We start from the raw sequence: 17,775 nt of genomic DNA, 5'->3' as shown, positions 1-17,775 counted from the left end.
TCCATATATTAATTATGGAATTAACTTAAGTTAAGATAAAATAGCCTCTGCCCAGAGGCTATTTTTATAACCATTTATTAAGAAGGATATAGGCTGTGATTCATCACATTCCAAATGTTTTATCCAAAGAACAAGTCGCTGAATTCCGCCAATTGATGGCAACAGCCAATTGGGTGGGTGGAAAAGTCACAGCTGGCACCCTCTCTGCTTCAGTCAAACAAAATCAACAATTATCCGAAAATGATCCGCTCACCCATCACCTGAGTGAATTGGTAATTCAAGCGATTTGGAAAAATCCAATTTTTCAAGCCGCCGCATTGCCGCATCAAATCATTCCCCCACTGTTTAACCGCTATGACGAACATGAAAGTTTTGGTTTTCATGTTGATAACTCGATTCGGCTGATTCGTGGGACCTCACAACAAATGCGCACGGATTTATCCTGTACATTATTTTTAAGTGAGCCCGAAGAATATGATGGTGGCGATTTGGTGATTGAAGACACCTATGGTTATCATGAAGTGAAGTTACCCGCAGGCGATGTTGTGCTCTATCCTGCAACCAGCTTACATGAAGTGAGTAGCATTACTCGAGGTACACGTTTTGCTTCTTTCTTTTGGGTACAAAGCTTAATACGTGAGGACCAGAAACGACATCTCCTGTTCAATCTCGATGAAAGCATTCGTCAATTACGTAAAGATCATGATGATGCTTATCCAGAAGTGATGAAATTGACCAATATCTATCACAACTTAATTCGAATGTGGTCAGAATTATAAGTATTGATCTCAGTTTCTTATCTAGTTTTTCAAAAATTACAATTTTCTTGGGAAATTTTTTCTGATATTAAAATAATAATGCAAAATTAGAAAAACATTTCCCTTGCAACCTCATTAGAATAAATGATGAACCTTTGCACGATATCCAATTTTCGCCTAGACTCCATTGAGCTGTATGCGAATGATTGCATAAGTGAAATCTCTGTCTTGATCTTGATGGTTACATGATGAAAACGAATGATATTTTTGCTTTTCCGACTCACGCTCAACCTAAAATGAATCTCCTGATGTTGCGCCACGCGCGCGTATAAAAATTTTGCTATTTTTAAGCAATCCCCCCTGAATATCCCTTTAATTTTGTTGAAATAGACACCATATATTAGTAGTACGTTGCATTTTAATAATACCGAGCAACCGGCACTACACAAGGAGTTCCTCATGATGTTGGCTGATCCAAGTAAAAAATACCGTCGCATGTACCAGCGTGTAGACTTGCCTGACCGTCAATGGCCAAACAAAGAAATTACCCAAGCGCCGATTTGGATGAGTACCGACCTTCGTGACGGTAACCAAGCAATTTTTGAACCGATGGACATGGAACAAAAATTTAAAATGTTCCAAATGTTGGTCAAAATTGGCTTTAAACATATTGAAATTGGCTTCCCTTCGGCATCGCAAATTGACTTTGACTTTACGCGCAAGTTAATTGAAGAAGGTCATATTCCTGATGACGTCTATATTGAAGTTTTGGTTCAAGCACGTGATCACTTAATTCAACGTACCTTTGAATCTTTACAAGGGGCTAAACGCGCAATTGTGCACATCTACAACTCAAACTCTCCGACCTTCCGTCAAAAAGTATTGAATGTGGATATTGCAGGTGCAAAACAATTAGCGATTAACGCAGCAGAAAAAGTCAAAGAATATGCAGCACAGCAACCAGAAACTGAGTGGGTCTTCCAATACAGCCCAGAATGTTTCTCTGCAACTGAATTAGAAGTTGCCAAAGACGTCTGTGATGCTGTGACTGAAATCTGGGATGCTCGCCCAGAACAGAAAGTCATTTTGAACTTGCCTGCAACCGTAGAAGTATCTACACCAAATGTTTATGCCGACCAAATTGAATGGATGCACCGTAACATTGCCCGTCGTGACGGCGTGATTATTTCTGTGCACTGTCACAATGATCGTGGCTGTGGTATCGCCGCTTCTGAATTGGCGATTATGGCGGGTGCTGACCGTGTAGAAGGTTGTGTGTTTGGGAATGGTGAACGTACAGGTAACGTTGACGTAGCAGCAATTGCCTTAAACATGTACACCCAAGGTGTGGCACCAAACTTGGACTTCTCCAACATTAATGAAGTCATTGCCACTGTAGAAGAATGTACGGGTTTACCTGTCCATCCACGTCATCCATATGCTGGTGACTTGGTCTTCACAGCGTTCTCTGGTTCACACCAAGACGCGATTAAAAAAGGTTTTGAATACCAGAAAAATGAAGAAATCTGGGACATGCCATACTTACCAATCGATCCAAAAGACTTGGGTCGTGACTACGATGCGGTGATTCGTGTTAACTCACAGTCAGGTAAAGGTGGTATTTCATACTTGTTAGAATCGAACTACAACGTGGTGTTGCCGCGTCGTTTGCAAATTGAATTCTCACAAGTGGTTCAGCAAGTAGCGGATGAAGAAGGGGTCGAAGTTTCAGCACAACAAATCTGGGGCTTGTTCCAAAGCACCTATGTTGGAACCAAAGATGCACATTATTCAGCGAAAAATTACCGTTTGTCGGATGAAAATGGCAACCAAGTGATTGAGTTAGATATCGAACTTAATGGTGAAACTCAACATTTACGTGGTGAAGGTAACGGCCCGATTTCTGCAATGTTGAATGCACTTCAATTACCAATTGATGTCTTGAACTATGAAGAACGCAGCATTAGCTCTGGCGCACATGCGAAAGCCTTGGCCTTGATTGAGATTCAGGTGAAAGGTACTGGTAAGTCGGCCTTTGGTGCTGGCGTCCATGACAACATTGTTACGGCATCGATTGAAGCAATCCTTGCTTGTACCAATCGCTTAATTGAACAAGGTGTGCTTAGCACTGAACAAGTGATTGCTGCCGCAGTTTAAGCATAAAAAAACTTTAGAAAGGATACCCTCAAGTGGTATCCTTTTGTTTATTGATCGAAAAAATTTAAGGCGAAGTATTTCTGTGTCTTTTCCAGCTGACTCAGTGGGCCTCGTAACCCCACAAAAGTTCCAATTCGAAGAGCCGTTAGAACTTGAATGTGGTCGTGTTTTACCACGTTTTGAAATGATGGTTGAAACCTACGGCACGCTCAACGCAGATCACTCGAATGCCATTCTCATTTGTCACGCCTTGTCGGGACATCACCATGCTGCGGGTTATCATCATGCAGATGATAAAAAAGCAGGTTGGTGGGATGCGTGTATTGGTCCTGGTAAAGCGATTGATACTTCTAAATTCTTTGTAGTTGCCTTAAATAATATTGGCGGCTGTAGTGGCTCTACGGGTCCTATCTCACCCAATCCAGAAAATGACAATCGTCCCTATGGCCCCGACTTTCCTTTAGTCACCGTGCGAGACTGGGTCAAAACCCAAGCCATGCTGTCTGATCGCTTAGGTATTCAAACTTGGTATGCGATTATTGGTGGATCTTTGGGCGGTATGCAGGCGTTACAATGGTCGGTCGATTATCCTGAGCGTTTACAGAAATGCGTGATTATTGCCAGCGCGCCAAAACTCTCCGCACAGAATATTGCTTTTAACGAGGTGGCGCGTCAGTCGATCTTGTCGGATCCTGACTTTCATCAAGGTCGTTATTTAGAACATGACAGCTATCCGAAACGCGGCTTAATTTTGGCGCGTATGGTTGGTCACATTACCTACCTGTCTGAAGAAGCCATGAAACAAAAATTTGGACGTGACTTAAAATCCGGCAAATTTATGTACGGTTTTGATGTCGAATTCCAAGTCGAAAGCTATTTACGTTACCAAGGCGAACAGTTCAGCCGTAATTTTGATGCCAATACTTATCTGATAATGACCAAGGCACTGGATTACTTTGACCCTTCCCGTGAATACGAACATTCATTGACCCAAGCGATGTCTCAGACCCAATGTAAGTTTCTGGTGGTGTCATTTACCACGGACTGGCGCTTTACGCCTGAACGTTCACAAGAAATTGTAGATGCTTTAATTACCAATCATAAACCGGTCAGCTATTTAGATATTAGCGCAGAACAAGGTCATGATTCGTTCTTGTTCCCGATTCCGCTGTATGTCAAATCATTACGTGCATTTTTAGGTGGTGAAGAACAGCTTAAATCTACCCCTAAGGAGGCTGTGTAATGCGTATCGATCATCAACTGGCAGAGGCATGGATTAAACCAGACTCTAAAGTGCTTGACTTGGGCTGTGGTGATGGCGAATTGCTGGCACACATGAGCAAACAGCACAACATTCGTGCATATGGCTTAGAAATTGATCAGGAAAAGATTGCAATTGCCATCAGTCGAGGGTTAAATATTATTCAGCAGGACTTAAATTTAGGTTTAAGTCGTTTTGCCGACCAGTCTTTCGACTATGTGGTCATGGCACAAGCTTTGCAAGCAGTAGATGCGCCTGACGTATTATTACGTGATATGGTGCGCGTGGGGAAACAAGCCATTATTACCTTTCCAAACTTTGCGCATTGGAAGACACGTTCTTTCTTAGCATTAAAGGGAATGATGCCTGTTTCAGAAGCATTACCGTATATGTGGTATAATACTCCAAATATCCACTTATGTACTTTTCGTGATTTTGAAGCACTTTGTGCAGAAAACAACATCCGAATAATTAATCGACTTGCCGTAAATGGGGATCAGCAAGGTAGTTTACTGAGTAAACATATCCCGAATCTGTTTGGTGAAGTCGCAATTTATCGAGTGAGCGCACTATGAAAAAATTATTACTAAGCACACTAGTTTTTGGACTTTTTAGCATTCAGTCTCATGCTGAGTATGTTTCGCCATCTGCTTCCATTGCTAGTCAAGCTGCCCAATATTCTACCATGGACATTGGTAACCTAGTGAAAGCGGCAAAAGCAGGACAACCTGCGGCACAGTTTTACTTAGGCACCAAATACCAAACTGGTAAAGACATTAAGCAAGATGACCGTCAGGCGTTTGCTTGGTTTAAAGCTGCTGCTGATCAGGGTTTATCCCCTGCTCAGTTAAATGTTGGTCGTATGTATGCCGATGGCGTCGGTGTGGCCAAGAATGAAACTTTGGCTCGCCAATACTTTGAAAAGGCAGCCAGCCATGGCGACAACCGTGCCAGCTTTAACCTTGCCATGATGGAAGAGCAAAAGAAAAACTACATTGGTGCTTACCAGTGGTACGAACTTTCTACCCGTGATGGCATGCTCGACAACAAAGTGATTTCGATGTCTGAAGGCAAGAAAACTGCTTTGGCGGCCAACTTGACTCAAGACCAGATTCGTTTGGCACGTGACCGTGCGGACAAATGGATTCAGGCACAGTAATTTGTGTTGCATTTTAAAAGCACCTTCGGGTGCTTTTTTATTGCCCTGTGGTTTGGACTGGCAAGTTTTGCAAACACGAAAAGCCAGATTAATTTTCGTGCGCTCTCAATCTCATTCAAAAAATCGCCTGCTTGATGGCGGCTAAAATCGACTACACTAAGCCAATTCCAACATAAGGGTAATTTTCATGTCTGCACAAGATTGGCTATCTCAAGGCACATTGGTACTTGCCAGTAATAACAAAGGTAAAATTGCTGAATTTGAGAAACTCTTTGCCGAGCTTCAACTCCCAGTCCACGTTGTGCCACAAGGGCAACTGAACATTGAAGATGCGGTTGAAGATGGCTTGAGCTTTGTTGAAAATGCCATCATTAAAGCCCGCCATGCCAGCCGTATTTCAGGCAAACCTGCAATTGCCGATGATTCGGGCATTTGCGTGCCGGTTTTAGGCGGTGCACCAGGCATCTATTCTGCGCGTTTTGCAGGTGAACATGGCGATGATGCGGCCAACAATCAGAAACTCTTGGCCGAACTCCAACCATTGCGTAAAGAGGGTGAGGTGATTGAAGCCATGTTCGTTTGCGTACTGGCATTGGTGCAACATGCCGATGATCCGCTACCACAAATTTTCCAAGGCATTTGGACAGGTGAAGTACTCGAAGCTGCACGGGGTGAAAACGGTTTTGGTTATGATCCGCTGTTCTGGCTACCTGAACTTGGACTGAGCAGTGCCGAACTTTCAAAGGCAGAAAAAAATAAGATCAGTCATCGCGGTCAAGCCATGCAATTATTTAAGCACAGTTTAGAAAAATAACGTTCCCATCTGTTTATGTTTCAAGTTCTCTCTCCGCTCAGGAGAGAGCTCCACCTCAAGAAAACAGATGCAGTAAAGCTCCATACAGACTCACCACCACGCAACTCACAATTGTCCCTGAAGCAATATACTTTGCTGAGGTTCCGGTACCCTGATAATGGGTTTCCAAAGCCACAATATTGGCAGCCGGCGGCAAACAAAACAGTAAAAACATCACACCGATATAGTGTTCGATATGCGGAATAGGGACCAAATAATAGGTCAAACCGCAAAGTACGATGCCACAGAGTAATTTTAGTGCCGCCATTTTGCTACTTTGCCACAAGTCAGTTGCGTACACCTTAGTATGTCTTAACCACATGCCCAGCACACACATGCCTGAAAAGCTCATGCCAAATTTGGCTGCGCTATACAGCCCATCGAGCCCCTGATGGACCGACCAGTACTGCATCCCCATCTCACGAAAAAGTACAGCTAAACTCAAGGCTATCATTGGCGGAGAGCGCATAATTTTTTTCAAAAGCAAAGAGAGTGGCTGCGGAGTCGCACTAACCGCAGTGACTGCCCACACATTGCCAAAAATTGATCCGCCAATATACAGTGCCACCATCGCTGCACTGATTTGTGAACCAAACAAAGCGATTGCTAATGGAAAGCCCAACCAGGCCATGTTGACGTAACTAAAGCACAATGCTTTCAGTTTATTCTTGGAAAAAGCGTAGAAAAAATAGAAGAGTACTACAGCAACCATAAAGCTGAACAACATCAGGCTCAAACTGCCAACCTGATAAAACACCATGTTGTAAATAATCACTATCGGAATAAAACAACGTGCGAGCAGACTCGATAGTCCAGTCTTGAGCTGAGGCGCAAACCTGCTGGTTGCGAGAATGAATCCTGTTATAAATGCCAGCACCGGTAGCAGCAAATTCACCTGAATTTCCTTGAAATTTCACAAAATCATCATAGCACTGCTACTTGCATGTTTGCCTGTATTTTGCCGAGCTGTCTTAAAACTGCAACCTGAGCGTCACACCGCTGTCATACCAAGCTGTTGTGATATGGCTTAAATTAAAAAGAGGAAAAAACAATGGCAGGCTTATCAATTTGGCACGTACTGATTTTTGTTATCGTGGTGATTTTGTTGTTTGGCACATCAAAACTCAAAAATCTCGGCAAAGATGTCGGTGGTGCAATCAAAGATTTTAAAAAATCCGTTAAAGAAGATGAAACAACATCAACACTGAGTGAACCACGTACTCTCGAACATCAAACGACGGCTGAAGTTAAATCTTCAACACGTTCTTAATTTGTAGGTATTCAGCATATGCTCAATATTGGAATGACGGAGTTACTGACCTTCGGCATCATTGCATTATTGGTGCTCGGACCAGATAAGCTTCCTGAAGCTGCACGTTTTGCAGGCAAATGGTATGGCAAACTGAAACGTATGATCAGCAATGTCCAAAATGATATTGACCGGGAATTACGGATGTCTGAACTACGCGAACAAATGCAAAATGAAATGAAACGTATTCAAGAACTTGAGCTAAAAATGCAAGCTCAAATGCAGGAATTACAACAACAAAGTCATAGCGTGATCGAACAACAACAGCAAAACAGCGTTACTGAAAATAAAAATTTAATTTTAAATTATATTCCGCTTACGGAGCACAAATGCTCCATGATTCATCGTCATCCGTTTCATTGTCCTGAATCAAAAACAGATAAAAGCATGGCACCGACTACAGATGCTCTTGTTCAATTACCCGAATTAAAGGTGGCGGTATGAACATGCCCATAGAATCTCAGAATTTACCCAGCCCATTACAACAACCCCAAGCCCCTTTAGAAGAAATGCCGATTACCAAGCATTTGGTGGCTTTAAGGCAGCATTTGTTCAAAGTTGTCGGCTTATTAATCGCACTGTTTTTTTGCCTATTGCCCTTTGCAAATCACACCTACCAGTTAATGTCTGAACCCTTACGTGCACAGTTGCCCGTGTCATCGTCGATGATTGCAACTGATGTAACAGCCACCTTCATGGCGCCTTTTAAGCTGAATTTTTTTGTGGCACTGATGCTTGCCATGCCGTTCATCATTTATCAGGTTTGGGCTTTTATTAAGCCTGCTCTATATGAAAAAGAAAAATCGCTTGCCCTGCCACTTTTGGTCGGCAGTATTGCTTTGTTTTATGCAGGCATTGCCTTTGCCTACTATGTAGCTTTGCCTTCCATCTTACATTTCTTTATGAGTGTCACACCCGAAACTGTGGCGCCCATGACCGACATTAATAGCTATCTCACTTTCTGTTTAAAACTGTTTTTGGTATTTGGCCTAACCTTTGAAATTCCAGTGATCACCCTGCTGCTCATTTTAATTGGTCTGGTTTCAACACAGCAATTGGTCGAGAAGCGCCGCTTTATTGTGGTCGGTTGTTTCTTTGTCTCCATGTTTGTTACCCCACCCGATGCCTTATCCATGATTATGCTGGCAGTGCCGATGTGGTTGCTATTTGAGCTCGGTCTATTTTTTGGCAAGCTGATTGAAAAGCAACGACGTATGGTCTAAACACTACGGGTTTAACTCGGCAGACTTCGGTCTGCTTTTTTTTCATCAAAGTGACTTGATTTCTTCACCAGATTTTCACTGTTTGGTAAAAGCTTTGTCATATTTATTCCATAAGTTAATGAGGACTTTATAACTTATTGATGAATTGGGAAAAATCATGACCGAGCTGACGCCATATCATGAAGATCAGGAACTAGATAACAACACCTCTAACAATGTGCATTTCCGTGACATTTTAGAACAACGTATGACTCGTCGTAGCTTGATTGGGAAAACCGCAAGCGGTGCAGTCGCGCTAGCTTTGGCATCCTCATTAACCGCGTGTAGCGACGATGATGATAATTCAACCCCGCCAAGCACTCCTGTAGATCCAGATCAAAAACCAACCGAATTAACCTTCTCTGTGGTTGATAAAAACCTGAATGACATCGTGACCGTACCCGAAGGCTATCAAGCAACGGTCTTATATGCACTAGGTGACTCAATCAACCCAAGCTATGCTGATTGGGACGACAACAATGTTCCTTCTGGTCCAAGCTTCCAGTTCCGCTCTGGTGACTGCCATGATGGCATGCACTACTTTGGATTAAACAACAGTACTGGTAAATTCGATGACACGGTGTCTACCGAAGGTTTACTGGTCATGAACCATGAATACATCAACCAAACCTTCTTACACCAGACAGGAGCCACCAAAGTCGATGGTCGTCGCCCTGAAGATGAAGTGATTCGTGAAACCAATGCCCATGGTGTTTCAGTCGTTCATATTAAAAAAGACAACTCGACACAAAAAGTTGAGATCGTAAAAAACTCACTGTTTAACCGTCGTATTACCGCTTCAACCGTCATGGATTTTGCCGGTGCAGCAGCAGAGTCAGATTTAGTCAAAACCAAGTTTTCTCCAGCTGGCAAGCAAACCCGTGGTACACATAACAACTGTGGTAACGGTTATACCCCTTGGGGCACCTACCTCACCACAGAAGAAAACTTTATTGGTTACTTTGCCCGTAGCAGCACCGATGATGAAAAACGCAGTGCAGCAGAAATCATTGCCCTTAAGCGCTATGGTTTAAAGGCCGGTTCTAGCTCGCGCTACGGCTGGGAAACGGCTCAAGGTCTACTTGAATCTCAAGACCTGTATGACCGCTGGAATGCTGATGCCGTCGCTGACCAAGCTATTTCAGACTATCGTAATGGTCCAAATACCTTTGGCTGGATGGTCGAGATTGACCCATTTAGCCGTAGTGAAAACCCAGTGAAGCGTACCTCTTTGGGTCGTTTCGCCCATGAAGACAGCGCTTGTCGTGCGGTAGAAGGTGAACCTTTAGCTTTCTATATGGGCGATGACTCACGCGGTGAATACATCTATAAATTTGTTTCTTCTGCCAACTGGGACAGTAAAGACGTGAACGGTGGTTATACCGCTGGCGACAAATACATGAATAACGGTACGTTATATGTCGCTAAATTCAACAGTGATGGTTCAGGTGAATGGCTAGAACTCAGCCACGGTAAGAATGGTTTAGATGTATCCAATAGTATCTATCCATTTAGCTCACAAGCGGATGTCGTGACTTTTGCCCGCCTTGCAGCCGATGCCTTGGGTGCAACCAAAATGGACCGTCCAGAATGGGCAACAGTTAACCCTGTGAATGGTGAAGTTTATGTGACTTTGACCAATAACTCGAAACGCGGCTCAGACTATCCAACCGATGCAGCCAACCCACGTAACTATACCGACCCTGAAGGCGGTAAAGGCAACGTCAACGGTCATATTATCCGCTTTAAAGAAACAGGGGACAAGACCACAGCGACCTCTTTCGCTTGGGACATCTACCTGTTTGGTTCTGAAGCCTCAATGGATTCAAACATTAATTTATCGGGTTTGACTGACAATAATGATTTGTCATCTCCAGACGGCATGTGGTTCGACCCACGTGGGGTACTGTGGATTCAAACGGATGATGGTGCCTATACTGATGTAACCAACTGCATGATGTTGGCAGCACTACCGGGTCAAATTGGGGATGGTGGAGCAACAACAGCGATCAGCGGTCAAGCGACCATTGCTGGTGCTCAAGTGACGGATAAAACCTTACGTCGCTTCTTGGTTGGACCGAAAGAATGTGAGATCACGGGGATTGCCATGACCCCAGATTACAAAGCGATCTTCATTAATGTGCAGCATCCAGGTGAAGACTCAGACAGTTATGATGCTGCAACCAGCCACTGGCCAGCAACCCAAACTGATCCAAACAACAGCACCGCACGTCCACGTTCCGCAACAGTCGTAATTACCCGTAAAGATGGCGGTGTGATCGCAGGTGTTTAATCCATAATCAAAAAATGCCGACCTAGTGTTGGCATTTTTTATGTGTCATTTTGAACAATTCAAAGGGGTTTGCAACTGAATGATCTGCCCTTGCGTTTCACCTTGCTGTGATTTTTCCAGCCATTGCCAACCTTGGTGGCTCATTCTGAGGAAATTAGAGCAACGTGTGCCATAGACTGGACTCTGAATAAAAGTCGAGGACAATAACGCTTCCATTTCAGCACTAATGCCCGTATCTGGCAGTAACTCGGGAATGATTTTTCGCTCATCCTCCAAAATATCCCAAACTGCGTATTGCAACTCCGCTTCACTACTATGCCCGCCTTGCAACATTGGCAACAGCTCTTGGGTAAAGCGTTTCCGTAGATGTCGGGTCTTTTCCCAATGCTCCGTCATCAAACCATTGGAAACCACATACACCCCTTTGGCCAGCACTTGGGGCGCTTCACCGCGATTACTCATATAAACGGCTTGTTCACGATCTCCAACAAACAGATTGAAACCAGCATATTCACATTGATGTTGCTCAAGCTGTTGGGCAAAACGAATCGGAGCCAAGTCCGACTGCAAAAAGGATTGCACCAAATGTCCTCGTGACGTCACGTAGCTTTTCTGATCTCGCCCATCCCGAAAATTGGTGACAATTGCCCAACGTCCCGAAGGGGTAATTCCCATCCACGTCCCACCCGACTGCAAATCTTGGCCGGCAATAATGCCCTGATCGGGCCATTCAAATAAGGCTTGTGTGGGACGATGATAGAATTCATCGCGATTAGAAATCAGGCATAGCGGCGTTTGCGCTAAAATATGCCATGCGATTGCCACAATACACATAAATTTTGCTCTATATCTTTACACATTGAATGTACAACATTTTTCATTGTATTCCGCTAAAATCTGTGCAAAACATAATGACAAGGAACAGGAATGCTGACCTATCCAAATATCGACCCCATTGCCATTTCATTGGGTCCTTTACAAGTCCATTGGTATGGACTGATGTATTTATTGGCCTTCTTGTTTGCATGGGGGCTTGCGACCTACCGCGCCAAACTCAGAACAGGCTGGACCTCAGAAATGGTTTCCGATCTGATTTTTTATGGCGCACTCGGTGTCGTCATTGGCGGGCGTGTTGGTTATGTCTTCTTTTATGGCTTTGAGCAGTTTCTGGCAAATCCTCTTTGGTTATTCCAAGTCTGGACTGGAGGAATGAGCTTCCATGGCGGCTTCTTAGGCGTCATGATCGCGATGTTACTCTGGTGCAAGAAATACCAGATGACATGGTTCCAGACTTTAGACTTTATTGCCCCTTGTGTGCCGACAGGCTTGATGTTTGGTCGTATAGGTAATTTTATTGGTGGTGAATTGTATGGTCGCCCAGTTACTGACCCGAACTTTGCCTTTGGCATGATCTTCCCTACCGACCCGCTCCAGCTGGTACGTCACCCTTCACAGCTCTACCAAGCCCTGTGTGAAGGACTGATCCTCTTTATTGTGCTGTGGTGGTTCAGCTCTAAACCGCGTCCGCGTATGGCGGTTTCAGCACTGTTCTTAATTGGTTATGGGGTTGCCCGTTTTGTGGTGGAATTTTTCCGCGAACCAGACAATGGACAACTCTTCATTGCGTGGATGAGTAAGGGACAATTTCTCACCATCCCGATGATCCTGATTGGCTTCTGGATGATGTGGTATGCCTATCAGAAGAAAATTTATGATTGGGGTCCACTCAAAAAATAATTCATCTCCTGCATTTTGCCCGCTAGAGCACGATTCGTGCGTCGTGCTCTAGCATATGCTAAAGTTTAAGCTGTCTTTCTGATCTTCTCCTAAACCCTATGCTCGAATTCTGGTTTGATCCCAAAATCGCGGTATTCAAGAAACTGGTTCTTTTCATTCTGGTTGCTGTGGTCACCGCAGGCTTGTATTGGATGCAACCCTTAAAGCCTGATGCCATTTTAATGTTTGTCGGTACTGGTATCGTGTTCTTAATCTGCCGATATTGCAAAATTCATTTCGCAGCTCAAAACCCGACTGGACTCCTCTATCGCTTATTGACATGGATTCCACTTGCCCTGTTGTTGGCATTAATCTTTATGCATATGCAGGCGGGTGAAATTTTGCTGCCTGGGGCTCAAGGCATCGGCTTTATGACCTTATCGATTTGCCTGTTTTCCCCCTTGGCTCTACTTAATCGCCAATCTTCAGATCAGGCACCCTGATGCTCGGCTTTTGGTATTCAGAATCATGTAGCCGTGAGATTAAACTCGTCAGCAGTATCACGGTCTGTATCGGCATTTATCTCTGTTCTAGCATTGCTGCGTTGCCTCCAGTTTGGGTCGGATTAAGCCTGCTATTGGGTATGCTCAGCGATGTGCTTTATCGGCAATATCTGAAGCTCGACCCCGCGCATACTTACCGCAAAGCCCTGCATCACGGGATTTATGCGATGCAACTGTTTGCACTTTTTAGTCTGGTCTATCTATTACCAGAACAGCATAAATGGGCGCTGTGGTTACAAGCCCTCGGTTTTAATGCGGTTGGCTTATTTTTGGTGTCGATTTATCACAATCGTGCTAAACGCCATGATCAGCCGGATGAATAACCGCACTTAAAATTAAAAAAGACCGTTTATCTGTTTCAAATAAACGGTCTTTATTATGTCTTATTCACTAGCATGAATTAGTGATCTAAGCGGTAATAACTATAACGAACATTGGCATTTTTATAGACGGCATAACCTGTCTGTTTAAAATCCGATACCCAACCTGAACCCGAATAGCCTGCGATATGCCCATAGGTGTGACCTTGCGTACGGTCAATAATATAAATATCACCTTTCTTGGGTTGATCAAACGACGGACTGATACGACGATAGCCCAGTCGTTCTAGCGTACTGCCCCAGTCTGCTGCTGCCACAGGATGACCCTGTACATTTGCACCCGCAGACTGAAGTGCAAGACGAATACTCTTGGCACATTTCTGTGTGCTGGTACGACGGGTAATGCCCTGTAGTTTTTGAGTGAATTTATCAATATCTATACGCTGTGCATTACTCGATGTATAAGTACGACTGCGTTCTTTATTTGCTGGTGGGGAATCAGGTTTTTGTTGTGCATTGGAACGAACAATGATTTGAGTTGCGGCAGGAGCATGGACATCACTCATACCCGTATTAACATCATAAATCATCCTGAAACCTCAAACTTCTTGCTTCTAACATCAAAATCACTGAGCGCTGATAGTAGCCCGTGAAACTTAAATTTTCATACAGAAAATGTAAAAAAATATAAATATGTAACAGACCAAGCGATAAGCCCCTCTTTTTCTGAGAGTTCCATTTGTGCCTGACTGGTTTCTTTTGAATAAAAAACAAACACACCAAAAGTTACTGCTGCAATCAAATACCGTTAATCTGGCTCGATTCATACTTTTTATCTCACTTTGTAGAGCAGTAATCATGCTGACTGGGCGGAGAATGTTGGGTGCGTTATACCTCGCAATTCAGTATAATCATCCCCAGATTTTATAATTTAAATTGGGAAGATCAGGCGATTCCATTAGCACCCTGCTCTCCCAAATTGTTTATTTGAGAGTTTTATGAAAACGTATTTAGACCTCCTACAACACATCCTCGATCACGGTGGTGATAAAGGCGACCGTACCGGTACAGGTACGCGCTCAGTATTTGGTCATCAAATGCGTTTTGACCTCAATCAGGGGTTCCCTTTACTCACCACCAAAAAAGTGCACTTCCGCTCCATCGTCATTGAACTGTTGTGGTTCCTGAAAGGCGATACCAATGTTCAATATTTGCAAGACCACAAAGTTACGATTTGGGATGAATGGGCAACCGCAGAACAAACCGCGCGTTTTGGTCGTCCAGAAGGTGAGCTCGGGCCTGTGTATGGTCATCAATGGCGCAACTTCGGTGCAACCCAACTTGAAAATGGTTTATATGCCCAAGATGGTTTTGACCAGATTACTTGGCTCGTGAATGAGATTAAGAGCAACCCCAATTCACGTCGTCTGATTGTGTCAGGCTGGAACCCTCAAGAAGCTGGTCAGGTCGCATTACCGCCTTGCCATACCTTGTTCCAGTTTTTCGTACAAGACGGCAAATTATCTTGTCAGCTCTATCAACGTAGTGCCGATGTGTTCCTTGGCGTACCCTTTAACATTGCCAGCTATGCCCTCCTGACGCACATGATCGCGCAGGTCTGTGGCTTAGGGGTCGGTGATTTTGTCTGGACAGGTGGTGATACTCACCTCTATGCCAACCATTTTGAACAAGCCAAATTACAACTGAGCCGTGAACCTTTAGGCTTGTGTCAGTTAAAACTCAATCCTGACATTCAAGATATCTTCGATTTCAAATTTGAAGATATCGAAATTGTCGGCTATGAGTCACATCCAGCAATTAAAGCCCCTGTCGCGGTTTAAGCTACGGGTATGATGTGCCTTAACCTTCAGGCACATCTTTTCTTCAAAATTATCGAACAGGTGATGGGTAAATGGCATTTCAAAATTTAGAAGTTGTACATGTCGTAGCAATGGATCAGCAACGTTGTATCGGTAAAGGCAATGACTTACCTTGGCATATCCCTGCCGATCTCAAACACTTTAAAGCCATTACCCAAGGCGGTGTGGTGGTAATGGGGCGCAAGACCTTAGAATCGATGGGACGCACCTTACCCAACCGGGTCAACTGGGTGATTACTCGCGATCCTAACTGGTCATTCGAAGGCACTAAAATCGCCTACAGTATAGAAGAAGCTTTAACCCAAGCCGTTTCCGATGTCCAAGCTTCGGAAAAACCTGAAAGCATCTTTATTATTGGTGGTGGTGAAATCTTCAAGCAAACCATGGATATTACAGATCGACTGGAATTGACCCATGTTGAACTGGATGTACAGGGAGATGCCTACTATCCCGCCATTCCTGCTGAATTTAAAAAAGTGTCTTCCAGCAAACAACTGGATGAAAACACGGGAATTGCCTTTGAGTTTGCCACCTATACCAAATAAAAAAAACCACATGAGTGACTGAATATGCAGCAACCAGGATCCGACACCTTGCTGATAAAATCTGTGAAATGGTTGATCCACTGTATATTCAGTCTGTTCGTGCTGCTTTCTTCGCTCTGGCTCTGTCTCGCACTATGGGTACAACAACCCATACATCCGATTGTGAGTTACGGCCTTATTGTGGCGTGGGCATGTTTTTCCCTCAGCATTTTGGGGATTTATTTTAGCCAACACCTCATCAGTCGGAATAAAGATATTCTGCTCTATATTTTGGGGTTTGTTTGCGCACTCGGCTGGTACTTCAGCTTAGATGCCCGTCAAGACCGTGACTGGAATCCTGAGGTTTCGCGCTTGTTGAGCTATGAAATACAAGGCAATCAGGTGACCTTGCATAATGTGCGTGATTTTCACTGGCATGCCGATGGTCGCTATGATGCCGTTTGGCAAAACCGTGTCCTGAATCTCAATCAAATTACGGGGGTCAATATTATTACCTCGTATTGGACTGGCCCGCAAATTGCCCACACCTTAGTCAGTTTTGATTTTGCCGATCAGGCACCGCTGACCTTTTCCATTGAAATTCGTAAAGAAAAAGATGAAGAATTTTCTGCAATTGGAGGCTTTTTCCGCAAATATGAATTAAATCTGGTCGCGGCCAACGAAACCGATATTATTTATACCCGCAGCAATATTCGCCATGAACAGGTGTATTTCTTTCCAATCAAAATGTCGCAAAAGCAGAGCCAAGCTTTGTTTCTGGAATATTTAAATAAAGCCCATGAACTGGCTCAGAAACCCAAGTGGTATAACACCCTAAGCAGTAACTGCACGACCTTGGTCTTTGACATGATTCAGGAAGTCAGCCAAAAGCCTTTACCACTCGATTACCGACTGCTGGCTTCCGGTTATTTACCGAATTATCTTTACGATCTGCACGCGATCTCTCACCGTTACAGCTTGCAGGAATGGTATCAACGTGCTCACGTGAATCCACGGGTACAATCCCTCACATCGCTTCAAGACTATTCCAGCACAATTCGCCAAGGGCTACCAAAAGATTAAGCATAAAAGTCTGTGCCAATTTGTCTGAATAAATACGATTTTCAACTAGAAATTTAATTTCACATTGTTTATAACTAAAAAATAACCTTAAAAAAACTGGAATTACAACATGTTAAAAAAATCGCTTAGTGTCGCGCTCCTTGGCTCAGCACTGCTTTTTACAGGCTGCCAATCCATGTCTGCTTCCTCTACAACTGAAGTAAATAACCTAGCGCAATTACAAAACCGCACGTGGATTGTGACGCAAATTGGCGCGCAAATGATTAAAACAGCTCCGACAGCCCGTAATATTCCAAGCTTGCAATTCGATGAAGCCAGCAAACGAGTCTCCGGTGCAGATGGTTGCAACCGTATCATGGGTACCTATCAAGCTACCGCTGATACTTTAGTCCTGTCACAAATGGCATCCACCCAAATGGCATGCATAGACAGCACTATTCCAAATCAATTTAATAGCGCCCTCGCCAATGTCACCAATTACCAAGTGTATGGCAAAACCCTCAAACTTTTAGATCGTCATGGCAACTTGTTGATTCAACTGGGCAGTGCCAAGCAGCCACGTTAAGGATTTAAGCCATATAAAGGTCTGTATTACAGACCTTTTTCATATATACAACGGAACGTACATGGTGATGCC

20 protein-coding genes are annotated in these 17,775 nt (G+C 43.9%); 17 read left to right on the top strand and 3 right to left on the bottom strand.

Annotated features, from left to right (window positions below; all coding sequences use genetic code 11):
- Positions 1-95: 95 nt before the first annotated feature.
- The 6 genes from ACX17N_RS11340 (at position 96) to rdgB (ending at position 6,149) form a co-directional block, all read left to right on the top strand.
- Complete coding sequence (locus ACX17N_RS11340) at positions 96-779, top strand: Fe2+-dependent dioxygenase (RefSeq protein WP_458892674.1); 684 nt, start codon at positions 96-98, stop codon at positions 777-779.
- Positions 780-1,217: 438 nt separating this feature from the next.
- Positions 1,218-2,915 (top strand): 2-isopropylmalate synthase, encoded by a 1,698-nt coding sequence (gene leuA, locus ACX17N_RS11335; RefSeq protein ID WP_458892673.1) that lies wholly within the window; start codon positions 1,218-1,220, stop codon positions 2,913-2,915.
- Positions 2,916-2,997: 82 nt separating this feature from the next.
- Positions 2,998-4,158: a homoserine O-succinyltransferase MetX gene (gene metX / locus ACX17N_RS11330; protein ID WP_458892672.1), complete on the top strand. Its 1,161-nt coding sequence runs from the start codon at positions 2,998-3,000 to the stop codon at positions 4,156-4,158.
- Entirely contained in the window at positions 4,158-4,751 is a 594-nt protein-coding gene (gene metW, locus ACX17N_RS11325; protein ID WP_016168236.1) for a methionine biosynthesis protein MetW, read from the top strand. The genes metX and metW overlap by 1 nt, the downstream gene beginning before the upstream one ends.
- Positions 4,748-5,335, top strand: a complete 588-nt coding sequence (locus ACX17N_RS11320) for a tetratricopeptide repeat protein (protein ID WP_458892671.1) — start codon at positions 4,748-4,750, stop codon at positions 5,333-5,335. The genes metW and ACX17N_RS11320 overlap by 4 nt, the downstream gene beginning before the upstream one ends.
- Before the next feature lie 187 nt (positions 5,336-5,522).
- Positions 5,523-6,149, top strand: coding sequence for an RdgB/HAM1 family non-canonical purine NTP pyrophosphatase (rdgB, locus tag ACX17N_RS11315; RefSeq protein WP_458892670.1), 627 nt, complete (start codon positions 5,523-5,525; stop codon positions 6,147-6,149).
- 55 nt (positions 6,150-6,204) lie between these two features.
- Here rdgB and ACX17N_RS11310 read toward each other — a convergent pair whose 3' ends face one another.
- Positions 6,205-7,083, bottom strand: coding sequence for an AEC family transporter (locus ACX17N_RS11310; protein WP_458892669.1), 879 nt, complete (start codon positions 7,081-7,083; stop codon positions 6,205-6,207).
- 156 nt (positions 7,084-7,239) lie between these two features.
- Here ACX17N_RS11310 and tatA point away from each other — a divergent pair, with 156 nt between their 5' ends.
- The 4 genes from tatA (at position 7,240) to ACX17N_RS11290 (ending at position 11,052) form a co-directional block, all read left to right on the top strand.
- Positions 7,240-7,458, top strand: a complete 219-nt coding sequence (gene tatA, locus ACX17N_RS11305; RefSeq protein WP_458892668.1) for a Sec-independent protein translocase subunit TatA — start codon at positions 7,240-7,242, stop codon at positions 7,456-7,458.
- Between the two features lie 18 nt (positions 7,459-7,476).
- Positions 7,477-7,941 (top strand): Sec-independent protein translocase protein TatB, encoded by a 465-nt coding sequence (tatB, locus tag ACX17N_RS11300; RefSeq protein ID WP_458892667.1) that lies wholly within the window; start codon positions 7,477-7,479, stop codon positions 7,939-7,941.
- Positions 7,938-8,720, top strand: a complete 783-nt coding sequence (tatC, locus tag ACX17N_RS11295) for a twin-arginine translocase subunit TatC (protein WP_458892666.1) — start codon at positions 7,938-7,940, stop codon at positions 8,718-8,720. Before tatB ends, tatC begins: the two co-directional genes overlap by 4 nt.
- A gap of 157 nt (positions 8,721-8,877) precedes the next feature.
- Positions 8,878-11,052, top strand: a complete 2,175-nt coding sequence (locus ACX17N_RS11290) for a PhoX family protein (protein ID WP_458892665.1) — start codon at positions 8,878-8,880, stop codon at positions 11,050-11,052.
- Positions 11,053-11,097: 45 nt separating this feature from the next.
- Here the strand turns inward: ACX17N_RS11290 and ACX17N_RS11285 are convergent, their stop codons facing one another.
- Positions 11,098-11,886, bottom strand: coding sequence for an NRDE family protein (locus ACX17N_RS11285; RefSeq protein WP_458892664.1), 789 nt, complete (start codon positions 11,884-11,886; stop codon positions 11,098-11,100).
- Positions 11,887-11,979: 93 nt separating this feature from the next.
- On the opposite strand from ACX17N_RS11285, the gene lgt reads away from it, so the two are divergent.
- The 3 genes from lgt (at position 11,980) to ACX17N_RS11270 (ending at position 13,654) form a co-directional block, all read left to right on the top strand.
- Positions 11,980-12,789 carry a prolipoprotein diacylglyceryl transferase gene (gene lgt / locus ACX17N_RS11280; RefSeq protein WP_458892663.1) on the top strand — a complete coding sequence of 270 codons (810 nt, stop codon included), beginning with the start codon at positions 11,980-11,982 and terminating at the stop codon, positions 12,787-12,789.
- A 98-nt stretch (positions 12,790-12,887) separates the two neighbouring features.
- Positions 12,888-13,271: a hypothetical protein gene (locus tag ACX17N_RS11275; RefSeq protein ID WP_458892662.1), complete on the top strand. Its 384-nt coding sequence runs from the start codon at positions 12,888-12,890 to the stop codon at positions 13,269-13,271.
- Complete coding sequence (locus tag ACX17N_RS11270; protein WP_458892661.1) at positions 13,271-13,654, top strand: hypothetical protein; 384 nt, start codon at positions 13,271-13,273, stop codon at positions 13,652-13,654. Before ACX17N_RS11275 ends, ACX17N_RS11270 begins: the two co-directional genes overlap by 1 nt.
- 77 nt (positions 13,655-13,731) lie before the next feature.
- On the opposite strand, the gene ACX17N_RS11265 is transcribed toward ACX17N_RS11270, so the two are convergent.
- Positions 13,732-14,241: a peptidoglycan amidohydrolase family protein gene (locus tag ACX17N_RS11265; protein ID WP_458892660.1), complete on the bottom strand. Its 510-nt coding sequence runs from the start codon at positions 14,239-14,241 to the stop codon at positions 13,732-13,734.
- Between the two features lie 408 nt (positions 14,242-14,649).
- On the opposite strand from ACX17N_RS11265, the gene thyA reads away from it, so the two are divergent.
- The 4 genes from thyA (at position 14,650) to ACX17N_RS11245 (ending at position 17,703) form a co-directional block, all read left to right on the top strand.
- A complete protein-coding gene (gene thyA / locus ACX17N_RS11260) occupies positions 14,650-15,492 on the top strand; it encodes a thymidylate synthase (protein ID WP_458892659.1) in 843 nt (280 codons plus the stop codon).
- A 71-nt stretch (positions 15,493-15,563) separates the two neighbouring features.
- Positions 15,564-16,076: a dihydrofolate reductase gene (locus ACX17N_RS11255; protein ID WP_458892658.1), complete on the top strand. Its 513-nt coding sequence runs from the start codon at positions 15,564-15,566 to the stop codon at positions 16,074-16,076.
- A 24-nt stretch (positions 16,077-16,100) separates the two neighbouring features.
- Positions 16,101-17,138 carry an Lnb N-terminal periplasmic domain-containing protein gene (locus tag ACX17N_RS11250; protein WP_458892657.1) on the top strand — a complete coding sequence of 346 codons (1,038 nt, stop codon included), beginning with the start codon at positions 16,101-16,103 and terminating at the stop codon, positions 17,136-17,138.
- A gap of 109 nt (positions 17,139-17,247) precedes the next feature.
- Complete coding sequence (locus tag ACX17N_RS11245) at positions 17,248-17,703, top strand: META domain-containing protein (RefSeq protein ID WP_458892656.1); 456 nt, start codon at positions 17,248-17,250, stop codon at positions 17,701-17,703.
- Positions 17,704-17,775: the final 72 nt, after the last annotated feature.

The organism is Acinetobacter sp. GXMZU3951 (assembly GCF_054457875.1).
This window is presented reverse-complemented; position numbering and strand designations above follow the sequence as displayed.